Annotated in this window: 23 protein-coding genes; 6 read left to right on the top strand and 17 right to left on the bottom strand. The window is 63.6% G+C overall.

The window, feature by feature from the left end:
- Window positions 1-94: 94 nt before the first annotated feature.
- The 4 genes from M4578_RS19365 (at window position 95) to M4578_RS19350 (ending at window position 5,763) form a co-directional block, all read left to right on the top strand.
- Window positions 95-301, top strand: coding sequence for a hypothetical protein (locus M4578_RS19365; RefSeq protein ID WP_258094910.1), 207 nt, complete (start codon window positions 95-97; stop codon window positions 299-301).
- 530 nt (window positions 302-831) lie between these two features.
- Window positions 832-1,425, top strand: a complete 594-nt coding sequence (locus M4578_RS19360) for a helix-turn-helix domain-containing protein (protein WP_027264455.1) — start codon at window positions 832-834, stop codon at window positions 1,423-1,425.
- The gene (locus tag M4578_RS19355; protein WP_258094909.1) at window positions 1,412-3,739 is read left to right on the top strand and encodes a relaxase/mobilization nuclease domain-containing protein; all 2,328 of its coding nucleotides are present in this window, start codon (window positions 1,412-1,414) and stop codon (window positions 3,737-3,739) included. Before M4578_RS19360 ends, M4578_RS19355 begins: the two co-directional genes overlap by 14 nt.
- Entirely contained in the window at window positions 3,739-5,763 is a 2,025-nt protein-coding gene (locus M4578_RS19350) for a type IV secretory system conjugative DNA transfer family protein (protein WP_258094908.1), read from the top strand. The genes M4578_RS19355 and M4578_RS19350 overlap by 1 nt, the downstream gene beginning before the upstream one ends.
- A gap of 70 nt (window positions 5,764-5,833) precedes the next feature.
- Here the strand turns inward: M4578_RS19350 and M4578_RS19345 are convergent, their stop codons facing one another.
- Window positions 5,834-6,397, bottom strand: coding sequence for a hypothetical protein (locus M4578_RS19345; protein ID WP_017467933.1), 564 nt, complete (start codon window positions 6,395-6,397; stop codon window positions 5,834-5,836).
- 560 nt (window positions 6,398-6,957) lie between these two features.
- On the opposite strand from M4578_RS19345, the gene M4578_RS19340 reads away from it, so the two are divergent.
- Both M4578_RS19340 and M4578_RS19335 read left to right on the top strand, forming a co-directional pair.
- Window positions 6,958-7,209 (top strand): type II toxin-antitoxin system ParD family antitoxin, encoded by a 252-nt coding sequence (locus tag M4578_RS19340; protein WP_121067036.1) that lies wholly within the window; start codon window positions 6,958-6,960, stop codon window positions 7,207-7,209.
- Window positions 7,199-7,501 carry a type II toxin-antitoxin system RelE/ParE family toxin gene (locus tag M4578_RS19335; RefSeq protein WP_258094907.1) on the top strand — a complete coding sequence of 101 codons (303 nt, stop codon included), beginning with the start codon at window positions 7,199-7,201 and terminating at the stop codon, window positions 7,499-7,501. The genes M4578_RS19340 and M4578_RS19335 overlap by 11 nt, the downstream gene beginning before the upstream one ends.
- 89 nt (window positions 7,502-7,590) lie before the next feature.
- Here M4578_RS19335 and M4578_RS19330 read toward each other — a convergent pair whose 3' ends face one another.
- The 16 genes from M4578_RS19330 to M4578_RS19255 form a co-directional block, all read right to left on the bottom strand.
- Window positions 7,591-8,286, bottom strand: coding sequence for an RES family NAD+ phosphorylase (locus M4578_RS19330; protein WP_258094906.1), 696 nt, complete (start codon window positions 8,284-8,286; stop codon window positions 7,591-7,593).
- Window positions 8,283-8,696: an MbcA/ParS/Xre antitoxin family protein gene (locus tag M4578_RS19325; RefSeq protein ID WP_205589670.1), complete on the bottom strand. Its 414-nt coding sequence runs from the start codon at window positions 8,694-8,696 to the stop codon at window positions 8,283-8,285. The genes M4578_RS19330 and M4578_RS19325 overlap by 4 nt, the downstream gene beginning before the upstream one ends.
- A 220-nt stretch (window positions 8,697-8,916) precedes the next feature.
- Window positions 8,917-9,996, bottom strand: a complete 1,080-nt coding sequence (locus M4578_RS19320) for a TrbL/VirB6 family protein (protein WP_121066901.1) — start codon at window positions 9,994-9,996, stop codon at window positions 8,917-8,919.
- 6 nt (window positions 9,997-10,002) lie between these two features.
- Window positions 10,003-10,401, bottom strand: coding sequence for a hypothetical protein (locus tag M4578_RS19315; protein ID WP_121066904.1), 399 nt, complete (start codon window positions 10,399-10,401; stop codon window positions 10,003-10,005).
- Window positions 10,398-10,592 carry a DUF4177 domain-containing protein gene (locus M4578_RS19310; protein ID WP_121066909.1) on the bottom strand — a complete coding sequence of 65 codons (195 nt, stop codon included), beginning with the start codon at window positions 10,590-10,592 and terminating at the stop codon, window positions 10,398-10,400. Before M4578_RS19310 ends, M4578_RS19315 begins: the two co-directional genes overlap by 4 nt.
- The gene (locus M4578_RS19305; protein ID WP_258094905.1) at window positions 10,579-11,577 is read right to left on the bottom strand and encodes an ATPase, T2SS/T4P/T4SS family; all 999 of its coding nucleotides are present in this window, start codon (window positions 11,575-11,577) and stop codon (window positions 10,579-10,581) included. The genes M4578_RS19310 and M4578_RS19305 overlap by 14 nt, the downstream gene beginning before the upstream one ends.
- 1 nt (window position 11,578) lies before the next feature.
- A complete protein-coding gene (locus M4578_RS19300; RefSeq protein ID WP_258094904.1) occupies window positions 11,579-12,961 on the bottom strand; it encodes a TrbI/VirB10 family protein in 1,383 nt (460 codons plus the stop codon).
- Window positions 12,958-13,626 (bottom strand): TrbG/VirB9 family P-type conjugative transfer protein, encoded by a 669-nt coding sequence (locus M4578_RS19295; protein WP_036051669.1) that lies wholly within the window; start codon window positions 13,624-13,626, stop codon window positions 12,958-12,960. The genes M4578_RS19300 and M4578_RS19295 overlap by 4 nt, the downstream gene beginning before the upstream one ends.
- Before the next feature lie 123 nt (window positions 13,627-13,749).
- Complete coding sequence (locus tag M4578_RS19290; RefSeq protein ID WP_258094903.1) at window positions 13,750-14,406, bottom strand: VirB8 family type IV secretion system protein; 657 nt, start codon at window positions 14,404-14,406, stop codon at window positions 13,750-13,752.
- A gap of 10 nt (window positions 14,407-14,416) precedes the next feature.
- Window positions 14,417-15,244 carry a type IV secretion system protein gene (locus M4578_RS19285; protein WP_258094902.1) on the bottom strand — a complete coding sequence of 276 codons (828 nt, stop codon included), beginning with the start codon at window positions 15,242-15,244 and terminating at the stop codon, window positions 14,417-14,419.
- Complete coding sequence (locus tag M4578_RS19280) at window positions 15,244-16,332, bottom strand: lytic transglycosylase domain-containing protein (protein WP_258094901.1); 1,089 nt, start codon at window positions 16,330-16,332, stop codon at window positions 15,244-15,246. Before M4578_RS19280 ends, M4578_RS19285 begins: the two co-directional genes overlap by 1 nt.
- Window positions 16,333-16,387: 55 nt before the next feature.
- On the bottom strand, window positions 16,388-16,555 hold the full coding sequence (locus M4578_RS19275; protein WP_163025989.1) for a hypothetical protein: 168 nt from the start codon (window positions 16,553-16,555) through the stop codon (window positions 16,388-16,390).
- The gene (locus tag M4578_RS19270; RefSeq protein ID WP_258094900.1) at window positions 16,552-18,927 is read right to left on the bottom strand and encodes a VirB4 family type IV secretion/conjugal transfer ATPase; all 2,376 of its coding nucleotides are present in this window, start codon (window positions 18,925-18,927) and stop codon (window positions 16,552-16,554) included. Before M4578_RS19270 ends, M4578_RS19275 begins: the two co-directional genes overlap by 4 nt.
- Entirely contained in the window at window positions 18,917-19,195 is a 279-nt protein-coding gene (locus M4578_RS19265; RefSeq protein ID WP_121066923.1) for a VirB3 family type IV secretion system protein, read from the bottom strand. Before M4578_RS19265 ends, M4578_RS19270 begins: the two co-directional genes overlap by 11 nt.
- Window positions 19,196-19,207: 12 nt before the next feature.
- Window positions 19,208-19,498 carry a TrbC/VirB2 family type IV secretion system protein gene (locus M4578_RS19260; RefSeq protein ID WP_071974362.1) on the bottom strand — a complete coding sequence of 97 codons (291 nt, stop codon included), beginning with the start codon at window positions 19,496-19,498 and terminating at the stop codon, window positions 19,208-19,210.
- Entirely contained in the window at window positions 19,495-20,115 is a 621-nt protein-coding gene (locus M4578_RS19255; RefSeq protein WP_258094899.1) for a lytic transglycosylase domain-containing protein, read from the bottom strand. Before M4578_RS19255 ends, M4578_RS19260 begins: the two co-directional genes overlap by 4 nt.
- Between the last annotated feature and the right edge of the window lie 24 nt (window positions 20,116-20,139).

Below are 20,139 nucleotides of genomic sequence, written 5' to 3'. Positions count from 1 at the left end.
ACTCCGGGTGTCGCGGACCCTCCGCATTTGCGCTTGCGACCGACCCTCGGCTCCCCGTGCCAGGTGATCCTCATCGCAAAAAGGAGAGACCCAGATGACCACCCATTACGTTGCCACCGTCCCCGTCAAGTTCACCGATGCCGAGGGCGAGGTCCGCACCCGCTTCCAGCGCGTCGGCGCGATGTTCCGCAACACCCGGACCGGGGACGGAACGGAGTTCTTCAGCCTCAAGCTCGACTTCCCGGTCGCCGTCCAGGAACTGGTGATGTTCCCGCCCAGCTCGAAAGAACCGCAGGACTGATCGCACCCCCGAAGGGCCGCCAAAAGGCGGCCCTTCTGACTGTCGACTTGCGCATCGACCCCTCCCGTCAGGACCCAGAACGGTCCTGACGGGAGGAGGTGAAAGAGCCGCGAACAGGTCTGCCAGCCAGCCTCAAGGGGGCCATCCCCAAAAACAGTCAGGCGGGGCCTGCCGGTTTTTGCGGCAGAGATTTGGTGGGCCAAATCTGGCCTCCCTTGACCCTGTCTGTCAGCCCCGTCGGGGGGAAGGCGCGCCGCCCCTCGCGTCCGTCCGAACACCTGCGTGTTCGGCCAGACCCTCCGGCGCGGGCGTAAAAAAGGCGGCCGGTGCGCTCACGGAAAGGGGGCTGGCGACCCTTCGGGCCGCGGCCTCGCGCCCCCGGTTTCACCGGGGCCGCTCGGCGGAAAACGGAATACGAGGCCGCCAGCGCTCCATCTATACAATAGTATATCATTGACACGTTTATATAGGTTCGTATGGTAGAGGCGGCCTCGTATGAAGGTGGCAGGAAATAGGGGGGCTTTCTTCGTATGAGCCGGACCAAGAGACTGACACAGACGGAGCGGGCGGAGATTATCCGCGAGGCCGCAGCAGGTGTGGGGACTTCCGCGCTCGCGGAGCGGTTCGGGGTCACGCCGCGGGCCATCCAGTACACGTTGAAGGCGGACGAAGAACGCCAGAAGGATGCGGCCGTGGCGACGGCCGCGGTGACGGTGAAGCTGACACCAGAAGAGCTTGCTGCGCTGGATGAGGTGCTGTCCGCGGCGGGGATCGAGACCCGCACGGAGGGGGTCCGGCGGCTGATCCAGGCGGCGGGGGGAACGTTCGTTCCGGACGCGAATCTGGCGGCTGAGATGGCGCGCTACCGGGCCTCCTTGCACGAGGTCGGCAACGGCGTCGTGCAGGTCGCCAAGCAGATGATGAAAGCCAGCCGGGAGGGGCAGGGGGAAGGCTCCGCGCCGAACGCAGAGTTGTCCGAACTGCGCCTCGTGCAGATGCGTGCGCTGGCGCGGTTCATCCTCGATTCCGCTGACGAGATCGACCTGCTTTTGCGCCGTCGTCGGGATGGGATGCGGCTCTCCGCCACTGCCGCTCTGAGGGAGTTTGCCCATGCGGCTGAATGATGCCGTCCATGACGTCACCGGAGAGATCTTCCGGGATGGCTGGAGCCGGATACGGGGCTCGATGCAAGGGCTGCAGGCGTCCCGGCAGAGGCAGCTCGTGCGCGCCGCTGCGGGGCATCGTGCGGCGGTCTTCAAGGCGATCCGGGGCGGGGGCACGCATACCAAATCCCAGCTCATGAACCAGCTTGATTACCTCACCACCAAGTCCTCGCATATCGTGGACAGCAGCGGGTTCCTGGACGGGAAGACGAGGCTTGAGGGATCGGAGATCAAGGACCTGACGGAGCGGTTCGCCAAGCGCTGGAGTGCGGGGTTCAAGCCCAAGCTCGGACAGACGACGCATATGCTGATGTCCTATCCGATCGGCACCCGGGGCGAGGACGTGCGCGACATCACCGCCAATGTCGCCGAGCGGTTCTTTCAGTCCGAAGAGGGACATTTCGACTACATCATCGCGGTGCATGAGGATCGCGATCACCCCCACGCACATATAGTTTTGAATCGCCGGTCGCAGGAGGGTGAGTTCTTCTTCCTGGGTCGCGATCACCGGTTCAACTACGACGATTTCCGCCTCGCCATGGTGGAAGAGGCCGAGCGGTTCGGCGTGCGTCTGGAGGCCACGCGGCGGCTCGATCGGGGTGTCGTGCACTACCCGCCGCGCACCCGCGAGGTCTATGCGGCCAAGGTTGAGGGGCGGGCCGCGGAGCCACGGCCACGGGTCGGGGCCGATCTTGATCGCGCCCTTGAAGAGATCGCAAACACCCGGATCATCTATCACTCGCTTGCCGCTGAGGCCTCTGCGGACAACCGCGAGGACATCGCCGATGCCCTGTTCCGCTCGGGAGAGCTTCTGGCCAAGGGCGGCAAGCTGACTTTGGAAGGAGGCGTCTACATGGCAGAGGAGCAATCGTTCGAGGATCTGAGGACCCGTTATGCCGATCAGGTCGCGCGCGTCCAGGGCATGATCGATGCGAAGCCGGAGGCCGAACGGCCGCGGCTCGAGCGCAGCCTCAACGAGATCCAGTCGCGGCTCGCGCATATGCAGCCGCTAGGGCTCAGATCCGTGACATTGACCGAAAAGCCCTCGGAGGGCGGGGTCTATTCCGAGACCAATATCGATGCGGCCCGGCTCGACCGGTTGCGAGACCCCGAGGTGCGGGCGCAGGTCGACACCGCGCTGCGCGGGACCGGGATCAGTTCGTCCGTGGTGGTCGCCCGGATGGAAACCGGCGCGCAGAACGCCGCGCTCGAGCGGCAATGGATCGCTGACGATCTGGCGCGGGTGGCCGAGAGGGACGGTCTCAACCTCGAGCGCCGCGCGGATCTGGAGACGGCGCGCGAGACCCTCAACCGGGCCCATGTCCAGCTCGGCGTCGCGCTGGAGCGGGCAGGGGTCTTGCGTGAGGACGGTGTCGTGGAAGATCGCACCGTGACGGAGAGGGTCCATTATCATCGGGACGCCACTGAGGACATGGAGCGCGCCATCCGCCAGGACATGCGTTCGGAAGGTCTGACCGAAGACCAGATCGAGGCGCGGGAGTGGGAGATCGTCTCCCGCGCGGAGCGGCGTATCGAAGAAGAGCAACGCAGCTACCTCGATGCGCATCCCGAACTGCTCGCGCGCCCGGGCGACGTGATCGACCGGTCCGAGCCCTACCGGGAGCGCATCACCGACGAGGCCCGGGCCCGCGAGATCACCCGCGAAGTCGACCGGATCATGGAAGGTCGCGACGCGCGGACCCCCGTTGCGGATGCCGTCACGGACGAGTTCCGCGCGCGCTATCCCGATATGCCGTCGCATCTCGCCCGCGGGCTTGGCGCGACCTATGCGGCCGTCACCGATCTGCGCGACACCGAGGCCCTCAACCAGGTCCGCCGCGACAACGAGTTGCGGGAGGTGGCGCTCGACCTGCGCGACGGGCGGCTTTCGGACGCGCGCGAGGGGGACGCTGTCGAGGGGGCACCGATCGCCGATCCGGACATCCGGCGGGTCGTCGACCATGAACGGGCCGGCAATCTGCAGTCGCCGTTCCAGGACGACGGTCAGCGACTGACCTACCGCGACGCCGTCGAGCGCGAGCTCGACGCGGCGCAGATCGACCGGCTGCGGGACGGGGATGTCGACGTGCTGAAGACCCAGATCGAAGACCGTCTCGATCGGCTCTACGCCGCGAAGACCTACCTGCAGTCGGACGCGGCCACCGCCAACAGCGAGGCGACCCGCGCCGTGGTCGAGGAGATCGCCGACCGCGAGTTCGAGCTCCACCGCGCCGATCTTGTCGATGGCGAGACCGAGCGCGGGGAGACGCACTGATGGGAGGGGTAGGGAAGGGCCGCCTCGCCCTCGGCGTCGCGCTGGTCACACTGGTCGCTATCGCGATCGGCTATGTCATCGCCTCGGCCGTGATCAGTTTCCGGGACCTGGGTTTCCGGGCCGAGATCGACTTCTTCTATATCGTGCAGAACTACCGCGCCATCGGGGCCGCCCGTCCCGACGACTTCCGCCTGATCAACCTGATCATGGGCGGGGCCGGGGTGGCGGGCCTCATGATGAGCCTTGCGATGTCGGGCTCGGCGCTCACCCGGTTCGGCTATACCCATTGGCAGACCCGCCGCGAGATGAAGCGGAACGGCTTCTTCGGCGCGCCGGGCACGGGCTTTGTGATCGGCAAGCTTGGAAAGCCAAGCTCGCGTGCGCCGTTCCTGTGTTCCAAGACCTTTCCCCATGCGTTGATCGTAGCGCCGACCGGGCGCGGCAAGACCACCGGCTTCGTCATTCCGAACCTCCTGACCTGGCAGGGCTCAGCGGTGGTGCTCGACGTAAAGGGAGAATGCTTCGAGGCCTCGGCCCGCCACCGGGCGGCGCAGGGTGACGAAGTGTTCCGCTTCGCGCCCACGGATTGGGAGGACAGGCGGACGCATCGCTACAACCCACTTCTGCGCATCTATGAGCTCAAAGACCCGGCCCGCCAGCAGATGGAGTTGCAGCTCCTGGCCACACTCTTCCTGCAGAACGACAACGACCGTGTTCAGGGGCTTCTCAAAGGGGGGATCGATCTCTTCGTCGCGGCCGGGCTACTCGCGTTCCAACGCCGCAGGCCGACGCTCGGCGAGATATACCGCATCGCCGCCTCGGGCGGGCAGAAGCAGAAGGAATATCTCGCGCGCGCCCATGAGGTCCAAAACGCCGCGGCGCGGCTGATCTTCACACGGCTGGCGTCCACCAACAACGATACGCTGACATCCTATGTCTCGCTCCTGATGACCTCGGGCCTCGATCAATGGCAGAACCCGGCGATCGACGATGCGACGGCGACCTCGGACTTCGACTTCCGGACGATCCGCAAGAAACCCTTCAGCGTCTACCTCGTCGTCCAGCCCCTCATGGTGAAACCCCTCGCACCTCTGATCCGGCTCTTCTTCTCGGACCTGCTGTCGGCGCTTCAGGACAAGGAACCGGGTCCGGACGAGCCCTGGCCGGTTATGATCATGCTCGACGAGTTCAACCGGCTCGGAAAGATGCCGATCGTGGCCGAGAGCATCGAGGTGCTGCGCGCCTATCGCGGGCATCTCGCGGTGGTGACCCAGACCATCCCGGCCATCGACGATATCTACGGCGAGAACACGCGGCGCGCCTTGCAGGGCAACGCCGGGATCAAGCTCTACCTGACGCCCTCCGACGAGAAGACCGTCGAGGAGCTGAGCAAGGCGGTCGGCAAGACCACGAAAACCGTCGTCACGCGGTCCCGCGCGGTCGGGAAGAACCCGTTCGAGGGCCGCAGCCAATCGGAGCGGACGGAGGAGGTGTCGCTCCTGCCCGAGGATGAGGCGCGGCGCCTGCCGCTCGACGAGATCGTCGTCGTCGTGGACGCCCAGATGCCGGTCCGGGCCAAGCGCGTGGTGTATTTCGAGGACCCATTCTTCAAGGGCATCCATGCCGCCCAGGAGGGGGAGCTACCCTTCCCGACGGGGCCGGTCCCTCCGATGGGGGAATTGCCCCTGAGCGTCAGGGCGATGCCCACGGCGCCGCGGGGGTCAGGTCTCACGGAACGTGATTTCGAGGCCAGGATGGGGCTAACAGAAGGCGGAGGGATTGCACCCCTTGAGTCCGGTCCGGCTCAAGCGCCTCGGCGCGGCCGCGCCGCTGTTCTTGCGGATGATCAGCGGCAGATGGAGATGGAGTTCGGGCGGCAGACAGATCTGGAGGTGGAGGCTGCGTCCGAAAACGACGTCGCCCGAGTTCAGGACGCCGTGAGTGATCTCGAGCGGTTGGAGGCGGAGATGTCCGGTTCGGAAGCAAACGTCAGCGAGACGGGCGAGAAATTCGGGCTTGGCTGAGCCGCCATGCGGGCGACACGAAAGAATGTCGCGATGGTGTCTTGTGGCCACGGCCTTGAGCCGACCATTGTCACGGGTGAAGAAAGCCAGGGTCGTCGCGCTCTGGTCGAGGGGCTCGCTCAATCGTCGCAGGGTCGATCTCACGCATCGTCAACTGGGCGTTCACCCTGCGGGCCGCGGGGCCCGCACGAAACCACTTCGCGGCGGAAGCCAGGTTAAAGCGCGGACGACGCTGCCCCTTTGCCGGGTTTGCGGCCTCCATCAGAACCTCGATCATTTCATCGATGCGGTAGAGGCCACCCGCAACGGGGAGGGGCATCTTGCGCTGCTGGAGCGCCTGTCGCTTTATCTCGAGCTTCTCGGCGACATCCGCGAGAGACACCAGGTCGGGACGGACCTCGCGCAGGACTGTGCCTTGCGGCAGCGCCTTGATCAGAGCCCGCGCCGCTTCAAGGATCGCGCTCTCGGCCTCATCCCCTTCAAGTTCCAGTTCTACACCCAGAAGACCGGCGTGACCGGTGCCCACGAGCGCATCTTCAAAACCCGCCTCGAAGATCGCGTCAGAGAGCGAAAACGCATCGTGCTCTCCGTCGGGGAGTGCAAAGACCAGTTCGAATTCGAATTCTTCAGCCATCGGCATTACCTTCGTCGTTCTTCTGAAGCTTCACGCAGGCCAGAGCCTTCTGTCGGATCCTTTTCGCGAACTGCTGTGGATTCTTCGGGGTCGACCAGACAGACATCTGACAAAACTCGCCACAGCGGCAATCCTTATCGTTGGCCGGGCATCGGAGGATCCCCCACGCGTGCCCCTTGCCCTCAATAAGGTTCCATCCCAGCTCTTCGAGCTCCTGGATGACGGCCTCGATTTCCTTTGATGTGTGCTTCTTCCTTGGCACCTTAGATACTCCACTCTCTTAAATTGTCAAGTGACAAGTTAATGTCTCGGCAGAAACATCGCTGCAATTTGCTGCCCGCTACCTGCTCATTCCCTAAGGAAGTTTGCTGTCATACGCTTTGATCTGAGAACGGGATACAGGACCGGCGTCCCAGACAACAACACCGGGGCTGATGGCGGTCGGTTGCGTCGCAAGTATCATTCGCTGCGGTTTTGGGGTGCGGATACTTCTCAATAGCCAACGGTTGCACTCTGAGTGATACGCATATATCATCTTTATGCGTATTTTGGATGTTAAGATGGCAAGCACCAGCGTGACACTCGGCCCGCATTGGGACCAATTCATCGCCCTGATGCTGAAGGAGGGCCGATACGGGTCGACCAGCGAGTTGATCCGTGCCTCGCTGCGGCTCATGGAAGAGCAGGAGGGTCAACGCGCCCGGCTCCGGGTAGCCCTGATGGAGGGCAAGGACTCCGGCGATGCGGGACCGCTGGACATGGCCACGATTAAACGCGAGGCGTGGGCCAGGTCTGGCGCCAATGACGCGTGAAATCCGGCTCAGCGAGGCTGCCAGAACCGATCTTATCGACATCTGGACGGAGACTGACCGAAAATGGGGACCCGACCAAGCGGACAGATATCTCGACGACATCGAACATTCCCTGAACGGATTGCTCGACAATCCGCGGATCGGAACGGACTGTTCGGATCTCTTGCCGGGATGCTGGCGACTGATCACCGGCCGCCACCTTGCGTTCTACGAGGTCGATGGCGCCGCGATCTTCGTGATCCGGGTCCTGCATCAGTCCATGGATGTGCCGCGACATTTGAGGGATCGGTGACGGCAGAGGAAGTCCGGTTGGCCGAGGGAGGTTCGCTGCACCCCATCTGGGAGCCAAACCCGTTTCCCCGGTCTCTGCTCGCCGTGGCGTCAGGCCGAGATCGCGTAGACTGACCCGTCGCCCAAGTCCTTGAACATATCAACCTTCGCGCCGTCCCAATGGTAGGTGATGTGGCGCCCTTGGACGGGAGCGGCGGCGACATCGGGATAAAAAGTCGCGAAACATGTGCCGGCAGGGTTTCGGACGGACGGGTAGACGATACCACTCGCACCATCAGCACGTTGGTCTCGCGCGAAGGCCTGAGGGCTGGTGTAATCTTCCGGGTTGAGAAGATCGTCAAACCCCTCCCGGACGTCGACAAGGACCGCATCTAGTTTCCCGATCAGCTCGCGCTTGTCGGCGATCCATCCCGGCGCTTCGTCGGTTGCGGCAAAAAACAGCTGGGTGTGATGGACGGTCTCAAAAAGGGCTGTTTCGAAATCGTCCGCTCCATAGAAGGCGCCGAAGGTGCCGTCGTGGAACCGCCCCTTGTGATCGGGTGTCACATGCACGAATGGGGCCATCAGATAGGATGCTCCAGGCCCTCCGACGCGCCGTTCCTCGGGGACGAGGTCCAGGTTTCCGATGGTCAGGGCGAGCCTGGGGTTGGTCTTGCTCTCGCCCGAGCCGAGAAGCAACCAGTCGGCTGGGTCTGCGATATCCTCGAAGAGATCGATCGGTGGGTAGGCCGAGTTTATCAGGCGATGGTACCTGTCCCAGGTGACCCTGGTTTCGGGCGCTGTCACCAAGGCCCCCGCACCGCGTCAAGGTAACGCCTGACCCGCATGATGTCGGTGATCTGCCCCCCAAGCATGACCTCCAAAGCCGTCGCGCCGCCAAATGCGGTATTCGAGCGCTTGACCCAGCTGTAACCTCGTGCTGGCTCCTTGAAGAGCAGTCGGAGCGCCTTGTGGATCCCCATGATGTTCGAGAGGCGTGCGGCGGTATCGATCCCGGCACGGCCGAATTCCCCTGCTTTCCAACGCCGAAACGTCCGCACCGAAATATCGCCCATGAGGACGGAGGCCTGCTCATCGCTCAAACCCCAGAGGCCGGCGAGTTTAATAAAGGCGCGCTGCATGGCCTGCACCTCCTCATCGGAGAATTGCGGTACGGGAGCGGCGACGTGTGGTTCGATCCGTCTGAGTTCAGGCATAACAGCCTCCGGAATGGACATATGGCATATATATGCAAATTAGCTGCCACTTGTCAACATCCGGCCTGGACCCGAGGTACACTGCGCGGCGACAGCTTAGCAGCTGTGACTTATCTCAGAGCCCCCGATATCGGCTCGAGGAAACGGCACAGACTCTGTGACGGGACGATTGGGATCATAGGCAAGGCGATGCATACACTGTTGAGTGCGCATTCGGGGATTATCGCCTTCCCAGCCTGCTTAGACGGGCCAACTGTGCCATCATCTTTGCGCCTGTGCCGGGTGGGCCCGATCCGGGAGAAACGGGTGTGTTCTGATTGACACCCGGCCTTTGAGGCATCGTCTGGACGCCAAAGAATTGTCGGGCGCGGAGTGCAGCGTACTCCGCCCCACTCGCTCCGCCGATAAGATACCGGTTGTAGGCCTGCTGGCTGCCGCCAAGGGCTCTGCCGAACCCGTAGGCCCCACCCATCCCTGCCGAGAGCGCAGGCATCATGATGTTTCCCGAAATCGCCCTGACGATGAAGGGCGTCGCGATGATGAAGCCCTTTGCCATGAGCACCATCATGAAGAATGGGATAAGGGCCCCAATGTTGGACGCGCCCTCGGGATCTCCAAGCTCTCCGATCAGTGCCGAACTGACGCCGGTGATTGTCGCGAAAACACCTGCGACGACTATTGGATAGAGCGCGAAGGAGACCAGCGCCGAGAGCCAACGCGCAAAATAATCCTTGGTCACCTCGAAAAGCGTCAGGAAGATCATGACCGGAGCGATCCCGATCAGAAGTGCGATCATGAGCCGGGATGCGACGAGAATGAAGGCAGCAAGCCCGCCCAGGATCGAGAGCAGGAGCACGCCAAGAACATCTAGCAATGCGCCGGCCACCCAATTCAGTTCCGAGCCTGCGGCATTCAGGTATTCTCCCAACTCGGCAATGAGCCGGTCAAACTCCTCTGCGAACGTGCCGCTTGGGCCCGGCGTGCCACCACCAACAGAGGCGACTAGCGATCCGGCGATGCTGTCGATGCCGTTCAAGACGGCTGATGAGAAGGCGTTGAACTGAACCCAGTTGGTCGCGAAAACGCCTATGAGGCCGACTTTCACCGCGAGCCAGAAAGCAGTGCGTCCGTCCATGGCACGGTACTGGTAGATCATGTTCACACAGACCAGAATGACCACAAGCGTCGTTCCAAGAACCAGCATCGTGCCGACTGTTGCCGCCACCGCGCCGAACTGAGTCTCTGCGGCAGAATCCAGGTAGCCCTGGGAGGTTTCGACGAAGTAGGTGACGACGCTCATGACCCGTTACCAGTTGCCCTCGGCTTCGCAGATCGCCATCGCGTCAGGTCTCAACGCGTTGGCGCGCCGGTTGTAGGTGTCCGAGGCCTCAAGCATTTCCCATCGTTCGGTTGTGGCGAAACGATCCCGAAACTCCGTTTCCGCCGCCCCCCAGGACGGGAAACGGGTGTCGCAGGAGCAGGATCCGGTTTCGACGATACGTTCAAGGTTTTGAGCCCGGTAGATGTCCTGCACCAGGACACGTTTGAAAGCCTCTCGCACGGTGATGTTCTGCATCCACTCAGGCTCAGCGGGCCGATCGATGCAGACATCCGACGTGCCGTCGAGAGAGGGGACGAGGTCGCGTTCGGCGGCAGCCGAAAACCCCACAACGGTGATCGAGATGCAAAGCAAGGCGGTTCTCAATTCGCGCCAGCTCCTTCGGCAATCTCACGCTTCAGAAACGCGGTGTGGCCAAGATGCGCGAACTCGGACGTGCTTACGGATACGACCTCCCATCCATCCCGACCACGGGTGTTCAGGTCGTCCTGCATCGCGATCAGGCTGGTTTTCTTGTCCACCGGATAGGTGATGATCTGGTACTCAAACCGCTTCATGGGTCATGCCTCCGCTAAGATCGGTTCCCGGGAGATAGAATTCGGTGATGCCGCGTTGGCCGTCTTCGCGGCCCGCCTGGATGATCACGTCGATCGAGCTTTCGATGTATTGGACCATGTCTTGATAGGTCATCGGGATCTCGGTCTTGAGCGCGGCGATGGCGAGACGCTGGACGGCGAGCTGCGGGGTTTCGGCATGGAGGGTTGTCATCGAACCGCCATGGCCGGTGTTGATCGCCTCGAGGAAAGTCATGGCCTCCTTACCGCGGACTTCGCCGAGAATGATCCGGTCGGGCCTCATGCGCAGCGTCGTGGTCAGAAGCACATCGGCGGATTGAAACTCCGCATCGCGGTTGGCGATCAGGGTCACCGCGTTCGGCTGGGCCGGGAGCAACTCTGCGGCTTCCTCGATGGTGACGATCCGTTCCTCATCGGGAACGTAGGAGAGGATTTTCCGAGCCGCGACGGTCTTGCCGGTCGAGGTGCCGCCGGAGACGATCATGTTGAGCTTGTTCTCGACGCAGAAGCGGATGGCCGCGTAGATGTCACCGGAGGCGACGACCTCGCGCAGCGCGCGGTTTTTCTCCTGGCGCAGTTCCTCGAGCTTGCGTTCTTCGCCGTAGAGGAAGTGGAGTTCGATCTTGTCGAGGGGCAGGCTCGAGAAGAAGCGGAGCGAGATCGACATGCCCGCGAGCACCGCGGGCGGGGTTACGACCTGGGCGCGGATGGGGCGGTCGCGATAGGTGATCGAGACCGAGACGATGGGCTTGTCCTTGCTCATTGTCGTGTTGGCTGAGGAGGCGATCTGGTTGCCAAGATCGCGCACCTCCGTAACCGTCAGTCGCTGATCCAGTGCCCGCATGAAGTGATCCCCCTGGAACTCACCCCAGCAAGAGCCATCCGGGTTGATGCATATCTCGATGACGTCGTCGCGTCCGGCGTCCTTCAGCTTGTCGAGTGAGGTCTGGAGATAGGAGAGCGTCATCTCAGAAAATCTCCAGATCCCGGCCGACCATGACGGTGACGCGCGCGCCTTGGTCGACATAGATGACGGGCCCGATGGAGAGATATTCGCCAATCACACTGTCGGTGGCGTCGGCTAGGTCATCGCCCACGTCTTCAAGTACGTCCGCGGTGGTCTCATCCTCGACCTGGGCGGCGGCCACACTCGGGGCGGCCGAAATGATCGAAATCAGCGCGGCGGAACCGAACCGCTCGTCAAAGCGGGTATCGACGAAGCCGGTGACACCCGAACGCCCCAACTCGTCTCCCCCGAAGGAGCTTATCTGGACGGTCTGGTTGTTTGGCAGGACGATCCGGTCCCAGGCGATGGTGACGCGCTTCTGCGCAATCTCGATGCCGGAACGATAGCGTCCGATGAGGCGCGAGCCGCGCGGGATCAGGAGCCGTGAGCCGTCATAGCTGAAGATGTCTTCGGAGATAATGGCGCGGGTCTGTCCGGGGAGCGAGCTGTCGAGTGCGGTCTCCATCACGGCCTGGATCATCGTGCCCTGAATGACCGTGTTCGAGGGATTTGCGATGACTTCGGCTTGTGTGATGGCGCTCGGCAACGCGCCGTTCAGCACGAAGTCTGTCACCTCGCCGAAGGTGCGTTCGGTAAGTTCTGTCTCGCCCGCATTGGCGCCGCCCGTTCCGCCGAAGGCGATGACGGAGGAGGAAATCCGCCGTTCCTGGAAGGCACGCTCCTCCTCGGCCCGGCGTTGCAGTTCGGCCAGCCGTCGCGCCTCTTCCTCGCGCCGCAGCCTCTCTTCTTCTCGGGCGCGCAACTCTTCGTCGGTGGGGCCGAGCGGTGCGGGTGTCGGCTTGTTGGCCTCCAGCCGCGCGAGGTCCAGGTCCATACGCAGCTGTTGCAGCTCCCGATCTCGCTTGGCCAGTTCGGCCTGAAATTTTTCCTGAGCATTCTCGGAGGCGTCCTGCAGGGCGGCAATCCGTGCGGTCAGCGCATCGATCGCCTCGGCTGCCACACTGTCCGCCCCGACGTCGGTGTCTGGCGCGTCGCGCAGCTCCTCGATCTGGGCCTGGAGTGCGGCGATCTGCGCCAGAAGTTCGGCGTTGGGTTCTGGTTCGACGAGAACGATCTCGGGTTCCGGGGCGGGCGGCGGCACGAAGGGTTCGATCTCTCCGAACCCGTCACCCTCGGTTTGGAACTCGTCCGGGGTGGCCGTCGGCAGGGCGACCTCTTCCCCCGGGCCCGAAAACAGCAAGAGGACCAAGCCGCCCGCCAGGATGAGCCCTGCGAGGAGGAGGGCGAGGAGCGGTAAGCGGTGTTTCGGGGCGGGTCCGTGGCGCGGGTTGCCCCGTTCGAGCGCAGCAAGACGCTGTTCGAGATCCGGGTTGTTGTCACTCATGAGGCGGCCTCCGCGGGCGGCGTCGCCTCGATACACACCACGTCCTCGCCCAGACGCAGCACCCATTGGCGCCCCACGCCCGAGACACGGATCACACCGTCTTCGACCGCGCCTGTGTTCACCGTGCGCTCGCGCCCGTTCGTGTAACGGAAGATCGCCGGGACGGGTGCGTTCCGTGGGAAGGCGAAATAGGTGAAGGTGCCGTCGTCCCAGACCCGGGTCGGCGTGAACTCCGTCCGTGCGCTGGCCCCGTAATTGGTGTTTGGCGCGGCGCGTGCGATGGCGTCGGCCGAGCGGCGATTGTCTTGCGGGTAGCGGAATTGCACGACATAGAAGGTTGGGCTCGAGACCTCGTTCACGTTGAAATAGTAACTCCGTCTGTTGGTGTAGACGGTCACGTTGGTATGGACGCCGCGGGCGACAGGTTTGATCGCAAAGGCGCGACCACCTGGGACGCCGTCGATCTCAAATCCTTCCGTGTCGCCGGCGATGATTGAGCGGATGCTCTCGCCTGTCCCGAACTCGATGGTCGTGACATGGGTCAGGGAAACGTTCAGCCTGTAGACCTGGCCTTCCTGGTAGGACGCGACCCGCACGCGGTGGTCGTTGGGTCCCCCGCGCGGGATCGCCTCGGCTGACGCGTGGGGCGTAAACAGCGAGACCATCAAAAAGGCCGCGACGAACGCCTTGGCGTGTCCGGCGTGTTTCGCATTGCAAAAAGCCTGGCGCCTCTCGCGCTTTTGGGACGCTGGCAAGGCGTTCCCTGATTTCTTGTTCCGGAAGCGAATTTACTGGTTCTCCAATCTGTCCGAGCGGATCGCGTATTCGACGACCGTGAAGCCAAACGGGTTGGTCCAGACCTGGTCGATGGAGCGGCTCTCTTCGGGGCGGAACTCGAAGAGGAGCGTCGCGGTGAAGAGGCCCGCTTGGACCCCCTGGATCGAGGTCAGGCGCTTGCGAAGCCGCACCGTGGCCCGGTTGTTGCCGATCAGGTTGATGCTGAGAATCTCGACATCGAGCCGTGCATTTGGCCCGTAGACTGACGGCGGATACTCTGCATTGGCCGAGTTCCAGATCTGGCGCAGTGAGGCCCCTGCTGCACGGTCCGAACGGCGCAACACGCTGCGGATGCGCACGTCATTGTCGAGCTGGTTGTAGACCTCGCGGTCCGTCACGTAGCGGAAGACCTCCGCCTCGATAATGGCGCGGTTCTCGGTGACGGTGGTGGCCCCGACGGTGGCTTCGGGGAGGGCGAAGCCGGTGGCGGGATCGTAAGGTACCACTACAGGGGGCGGATCGACATCGAGGATGGACACGGCGGCCGCGCTGAGGCAGCCCAGGATGCCAAAGCCGAGGCCGAAAAGTCCCAGGCGCTGCCAGAGCCGTTCCCGTCTCAGCGCGCCGTAGACCAGTTCCTCCTCGATGATGGCGGTTTCTTCGTCCAACAATCAGTCCTCAATCCGCATTCAGTTCCGGGAGTGTGAACTCCATGAAGCGTTGTTCTTCGGCGATGGTGGCGGCATCGATCACGCCGCCGGTGCCATCTCCTACGGTCTGGATCGCTTCGAGCTGCCACATGGCGACGAGCGCGATGGCGAGCTCTGCCGTCACCCGCGTGTTGAGATCGACGCTCTCCTTGAGCTCATCCATGTCGTCGATGAGCCCGACGAGCCGGTCGACACGTTCGAGCGACTGCCCGGCATCCTCATAGCTGTTCTGGGCCGCGGCCGAGACCAGCGCGCCGGTCGTGGCCTGTGTCGCCACGCGCACGGCCCCGGGATTGCCGCTGCGGGCCATTTCCGAGAGCGTGTCCTCGTCGAAGCCGAGATCGGCCAGCACCCGGTCCATCTGGGTTTCGATCTCGACGGCGCCGGATCCGGTGAGCCCGGAAAAATCCCCCGTCTTGATGGCTTGAATCGTGGCGATGATGTCGCCGAACTCCTGGTCCAGGAGACCGTTTAGTTCGTCTTCCATCTGTGTCCGGATGATCTCGGGCAATTCTGCGAGACGCGTTAACGCCTCATACGTTCGTTGTAGCTCGGCGAGCTGCTCCGTGAGCGTGGCAAGCTGTTCGCGGAGCTGCACGAGTTGCTCGTTTTGCAGGATCTCGTCCTCGATCATCTGCCGGAGCTGCTGGATGTTTTGGGCGATGTTCTGGGTGTCCACGACCGGCACGCCCTGGGCCAGGGCGGGGGCACTGGTCACGAAAGGCGAGCAAAGCGCCAAGACGCTGGCCAGGGTCAACGCGCGAAATGGTGCTGAAATGAACATTCTGCGGGGCATCAATCCAGATCCTCCAATGTGAACTCCATGAATTCGTTCTCGGCCATGCGGGTCGCGGCCTGGGCCAGTTGGGCCGCGCTGAGCGGTTGGGTCCGTGCGGCTTTCAGGCGAATGCGCGCGGCCATCAGCCGGACCAGTTCGGCGCGGGCATAGGTGTTGAGCGCCATGCTCTCCTGGATGTCCTGGGTCGCGCCGATCCGGGTGACGATGTCCTGGACGCGCAGGGCGGCCTGCCGGATGGCGGCGGGGGAATTGCTGCCGTAGAAGGCGGCGCCGAACCCGCTGAGCGAGAGATGGGCGTTGGCGAGAAGCGCGGGGTCGATCGTGCCGAGCGCGTCGATGCCACCGATCCGCGCGAGGTAGAGATTGTAGCGTTCGGGGATGACCCTGATGTAGTGCCGGGTCTCCTTGAAGGGCGGTACACCGCCATATTCGAACACACGGCCAGGCCCGGCGTTATAGGCCGCGAGCGCGTTGACGACGTTGCCGTCGAAGGTGGTGAGCTGGGCCGCGAGGTAGCGCGCGCCGCCCTCGACCTGCAGGTAGGGGCTGTCATAGTATTCCGGGTTGATCCCGAGATCGCTCGCGGTGCCCGGCATGATCTGGGTGAGGCCGAAGGCGCCCACGGGCGAGCGTGCGCCGATGGAGAAGCGGCTCTCCTGCCAGATGAGCGCCTGCAGGAGGGCGCGCCATTGCACGACGGAAAGACCGGCCCGCCCGACCCCGGGCCGGCCGTGGGTCTCCTGGGCGACCCGGATGATCAGCTGCTCGATGTTTTCCGCCGCATCCCCGAACGTACCCGCGCCGCCGGGGTTGGGATCGATGTCGCCCGAGCCGTAGACCCCCGCTGCGGACCGGTCCGGATCGCCGCTGCCGCCCTCGAGGTCTTCGACCATGCCCGGCAGTCCCTGGCCGCCGAAGCTCGTCTGCGCGTCTAGGATCGCGCGAAGCGCGGCGAGCTGTTCCCGTTCGATCTCGGTTAGCAATTCTTCGACGGTGAGTTTCTCACGCTGGACGGCGAGGTCGGCGTCCCGGTCGCCCGTCTCGACGATATCGCGGGCCGTTAGCCCGGAATCGTTGGTGGGCACGCCCTGGGCGAGCGCGGCCGCCGGCAGGAGAGCCGCCAGGAGGATATGTGCGACCCTAGACCTCAACGCCGTCGTCCGGGTTTCCGATGGGTGTGAAGATGCAATCCGGCTCGGCGCGGTCGAGCGAGGCGCGGAAGGCGAAGCAGTTGGCCTGGGGTTCGCGATATTCGGCGCAGGACGAGAGAACGCCGAGCGCGGCGAGGAGGATGAGGGGTCGGATCATGAGAGCCTCCAGAAATCAGGTCTGTCGCGGTAGCCGGGGCCGACGAGAGCCTCGCCCTTCTCCATGCCGCCGAGGATGGTGAGGAGGGGGCCGAGGGCGGAGAGGTCGGCATCGACCACCACGGAGCCGCTGTCGTCGCGGATGAGGGCGAGACGGCTGTCGCTGCCGGTGTTCAGGAGCACGTCGAGTTCCTTCTCGAAGAGGTTCAGCATCGCGTAATCCGAGGCATGAGCGCGGATGTTGGGGAGCAGGATCTGGGTCGGCACCGCCTCGACGATGGTCTTGCCGGTGCGCGTGCGCTCTAACTGGCTCGCATATTGCGTCATCATCACCGCGACCGTGTTCTGCTTCCGGGCGGTCACCAGCCAGTTCGAGAGCCGTTCGGCAAAGTACGGGTTGTCGAGCGCCTTCCAGGCCTCGTCGATCACGATGATGGTGGGGCGACGGTCCTCGATCTCCCGCTCGATGCGGCGGAAAAGATAGGAGAGCACCGCCATGCGCTCCTTCTCGCTCTCGCTGTCGAGAATGCCGGTCAGGTCAAACCCCACGACATCGCCATCGAGGGAGAAGGTGTCCTCAAAGCTCTGGCCGAAGATCCAGCCGTAGCGGCCGTCCTCAGTCCATTCGAGAAGGCGTTGGTGCAGGTCGCCACTGTCGTCGGTCGAGACAAAGAGCGAGGCGAAATCCTTCCAGTTCCGAAGAGCGGGGTTACCGGCAGTGGCGTTCTGGCGAACGACCTCCTGGATGCGGTTGGTCTGGGCCGGGGTCAGGGGTTTATCCGAGCGATAAAGAAGCGAGGCGAGCCAATCCGAGAGCCATGCCGTGCCGCGCTCATCAATCTCGGTCCAGAGCGGGTTGAGGCCTGTCGCCTGTCCCGCCTTGATCGAGGCGTAGCGCCCGCCATTGGCGCGGACGGCCATCTCCATCCCGAGCCGATAATCAAAGACGAAGATGCGCGCGCCGACCCGGCGGGCTTGCGTCATGAGGAAGGCCGAGAGGACGGATTTGCCGGAACCGGGTCGGCCGAGAATGAGAGTATGTCCGCCAGTGGGCTCCTTCTCCGGCGAGCCTTGCTCGTGATAGGAAAACCGGTAGGCGCTCTGTTCCGGCGTCGGAAAGAGCGTGATCTCCTGGCCCCAGGGCAGTTGGTGTTTCTCCTTGCCGAGCTGCGTGCGATGAAGTGCCGCGAAATCCGCAAAGTTGCGGTTGGTGACAGCGCTGGCGCGGACCCGTTTCGGCTGGTTGCCCGGATGCTGGCTGAAATAATGCGACTTGGCCGCCATCCGCTCGCCGATCATCTTCACGCCCTCGGCGGCGGCGGCGTTCACGATCTCGGCTCCGAGGGTCTGCAGCTCGTCGAGACTGTCACAGAAAACGGTCACGACCATGTGGTGCGCGCCGAAGCTCTGGCGCTTGGCTTCGAGATCATCATGGGCGATGTCGAGCGCTTCGAGGAGTGAAAGCGCGGCATCCTGGGAGGCTTGCATCTGGCGCTTCTGGCGCTTTATCCGGCCTGCCATCAGGTTCGAATTGATCGGCGTGAAGGAATGGGTGACGATCATGTCGACCGGCAGGTTCAGCATGTCGAACATGGTGCAGGTCGTGCCTTCGGCATATTCGCCGATGGTGAAGCTCTTGCCGAAGCGGTGGCCGACAACGCCGTCCGATAGCTCGAAATGATCCTCGAGAAACGTGACCCGGGTGTTGGCGACGTTACAGGCGAGGAACCCGTAGCGGTTTGCGGGATAGAGCGGCAGTTCGCGGCCCGTGTTGAGCGCGCCGAGAAAACCGACAAGCTCGCCAGAGGCTGCTGAAAGGATGCGGGGCTTGAGTTCGGCGAGGCCGGAGGTGAAGACGCCGACCGCCTCCTTGAGACGACGGATCCGTTTCGCAGTCTCTTCCCTAAACCGCTCCGGCGCAGATCGGTTCACGAAGCCGAGGAAGCTTCTGGGCGGCGGGCGGTGGATGATGGTGAGTGTGAGGGTCTTGTCCCGGAGACCGGCCGAGGCGAGCTTTGCGCGCCAGGCATCATCCACCGCCGCCGCGAAGCCGTCGCCCCGGACCGGGAGCAGGTCCGGGGTGATCGACTTCGAGACCTTGTGCACGTAGTAGCTGAACTCCGGCCCGAGCTGCGCGATGATCCGGGCGAAGAGCGCCGTCACCTTGTCGAGATAGGTATCGTCCGTGGTGTAGCTGTTCACCCCGCTCAGGCGGATGCATTGGAGGAGCTCGTTGGCACGCGTGCGGACCGTGTGGTCGTCCACGAGACTGACATAGGGCAGCATATGCGCGAGGCGCTTCTCGCGCGCATACCAATCCGGCATGAGGGTGCGTTCATCGACGGTCTCGCCCAGGGCTTCACTATGGCGCATAGCTGTCGCCCCCGTGGATGGACCGGTTCCGCGTCGGTGGGGTCTCCTGCAGAGACGTCATCATCACGTCGATGAACCGCGGGTCCCAATCCGCCGCTTTCCAGAGAACCGGATAGAGAACCGCCGCGATGCCCAGGACAACCAGGTGCTGCACCCACACGAAGAGCAGCACCGACCCGAAGAGCCAGATCATGGCATACATGATCGGCAGGCCGAGGAGCTTGGGCGGGCGTACGAGGCCCAGAAAGAGCGGCGATCGTTCGGCCACGTTCGCCTCCTCTCACGACCCGAAGACGGCGGCAACGATGGTCGGCGCGGCCGCAACACCCGCGATTCCCACCAGCACCCAGAGGGCTTGGCGCAGATCGATGATGTTGAAGAACCAGCTGAGGAACACTCCGAGGACCGCGAGGGTGGCGATGACGACGCCAAGCGGTCCGGTCAGCGCGTCCACGATGCCCTGTAATAAGCTCTGAATCGGTGAGAGGTCGATGCTCTGGGCCAGGGCCGGTTCTGCCGCAACGATGAGGAGAGCGGCAAGGGTGATCAGGGGGTTCGTCAATGGCTTCATGGGGACGCTCCTTCCAGCCGGTTGAAGACGGCCAGCACCCGCTGGACGTGGTTTTGGGTTTCTCGAAACGGTGGAATGCCGGAATGCTCGCGCACGGCGTCGGGTCCGGCATTGTAGGCGGCGAGCGCGAGGCGCGCGTCGCCAAACTCGGCCACCATCAGGGCGAGGTAACGCGCGGAGCCGTCGAGGTTCTGTTTCCAATCATGGGGGTCGACGGCAAGAGCGCGGGCTGTATCGGGCATCAACTGCCCGAGCCCGACCGCCCCGACATGGGAGACGGCGTGCGGATTGTACGCACTCTCGATCTCGATATTGGCGCGATAGAGGTGGAGCCAGTCCGTGACGGTGATATCGGCTGCACGGAGCCCAGGGTGGCTCGCATAGCGCAGTCCGGTCTCCTCGATCGCGGCGAGGATATCCGGGCGTGGTGTGAGCGCGCGAGGGATCATCGCCGCGACGCGCACCCCTTCACGTCGCTCAGTGCGGCGCTCCTCGCCCAAGATGCGCAACCCTTCTGAGGTCGAGCCAACGCCAACCCCGTCATTGTAGTTGCGCGCGAACCGCTCCTGGGCGCGCGACGGCGAAAGAGAACCGTCCCCCGCCATCACCAGGACCATGTCTGCCGATGCCGGGAGGCCCAG

Origin of the sequence: Salipiger pentaromativorans (assembly GCF_024721115.1) — a bacterium.
In the GTDB taxonomy this organism is placed as follows: Bacteria; Pseudomonadota; Alphaproteobacteria; order Rhodobacterales; family Rhodobacteraceae; genus Salipiger; species Salipiger pentaromativorans.
Note: the sequence above shows the minus strand (reverse complement) of the source record. Positions and strands in the feature narration are given on the sequence as shown.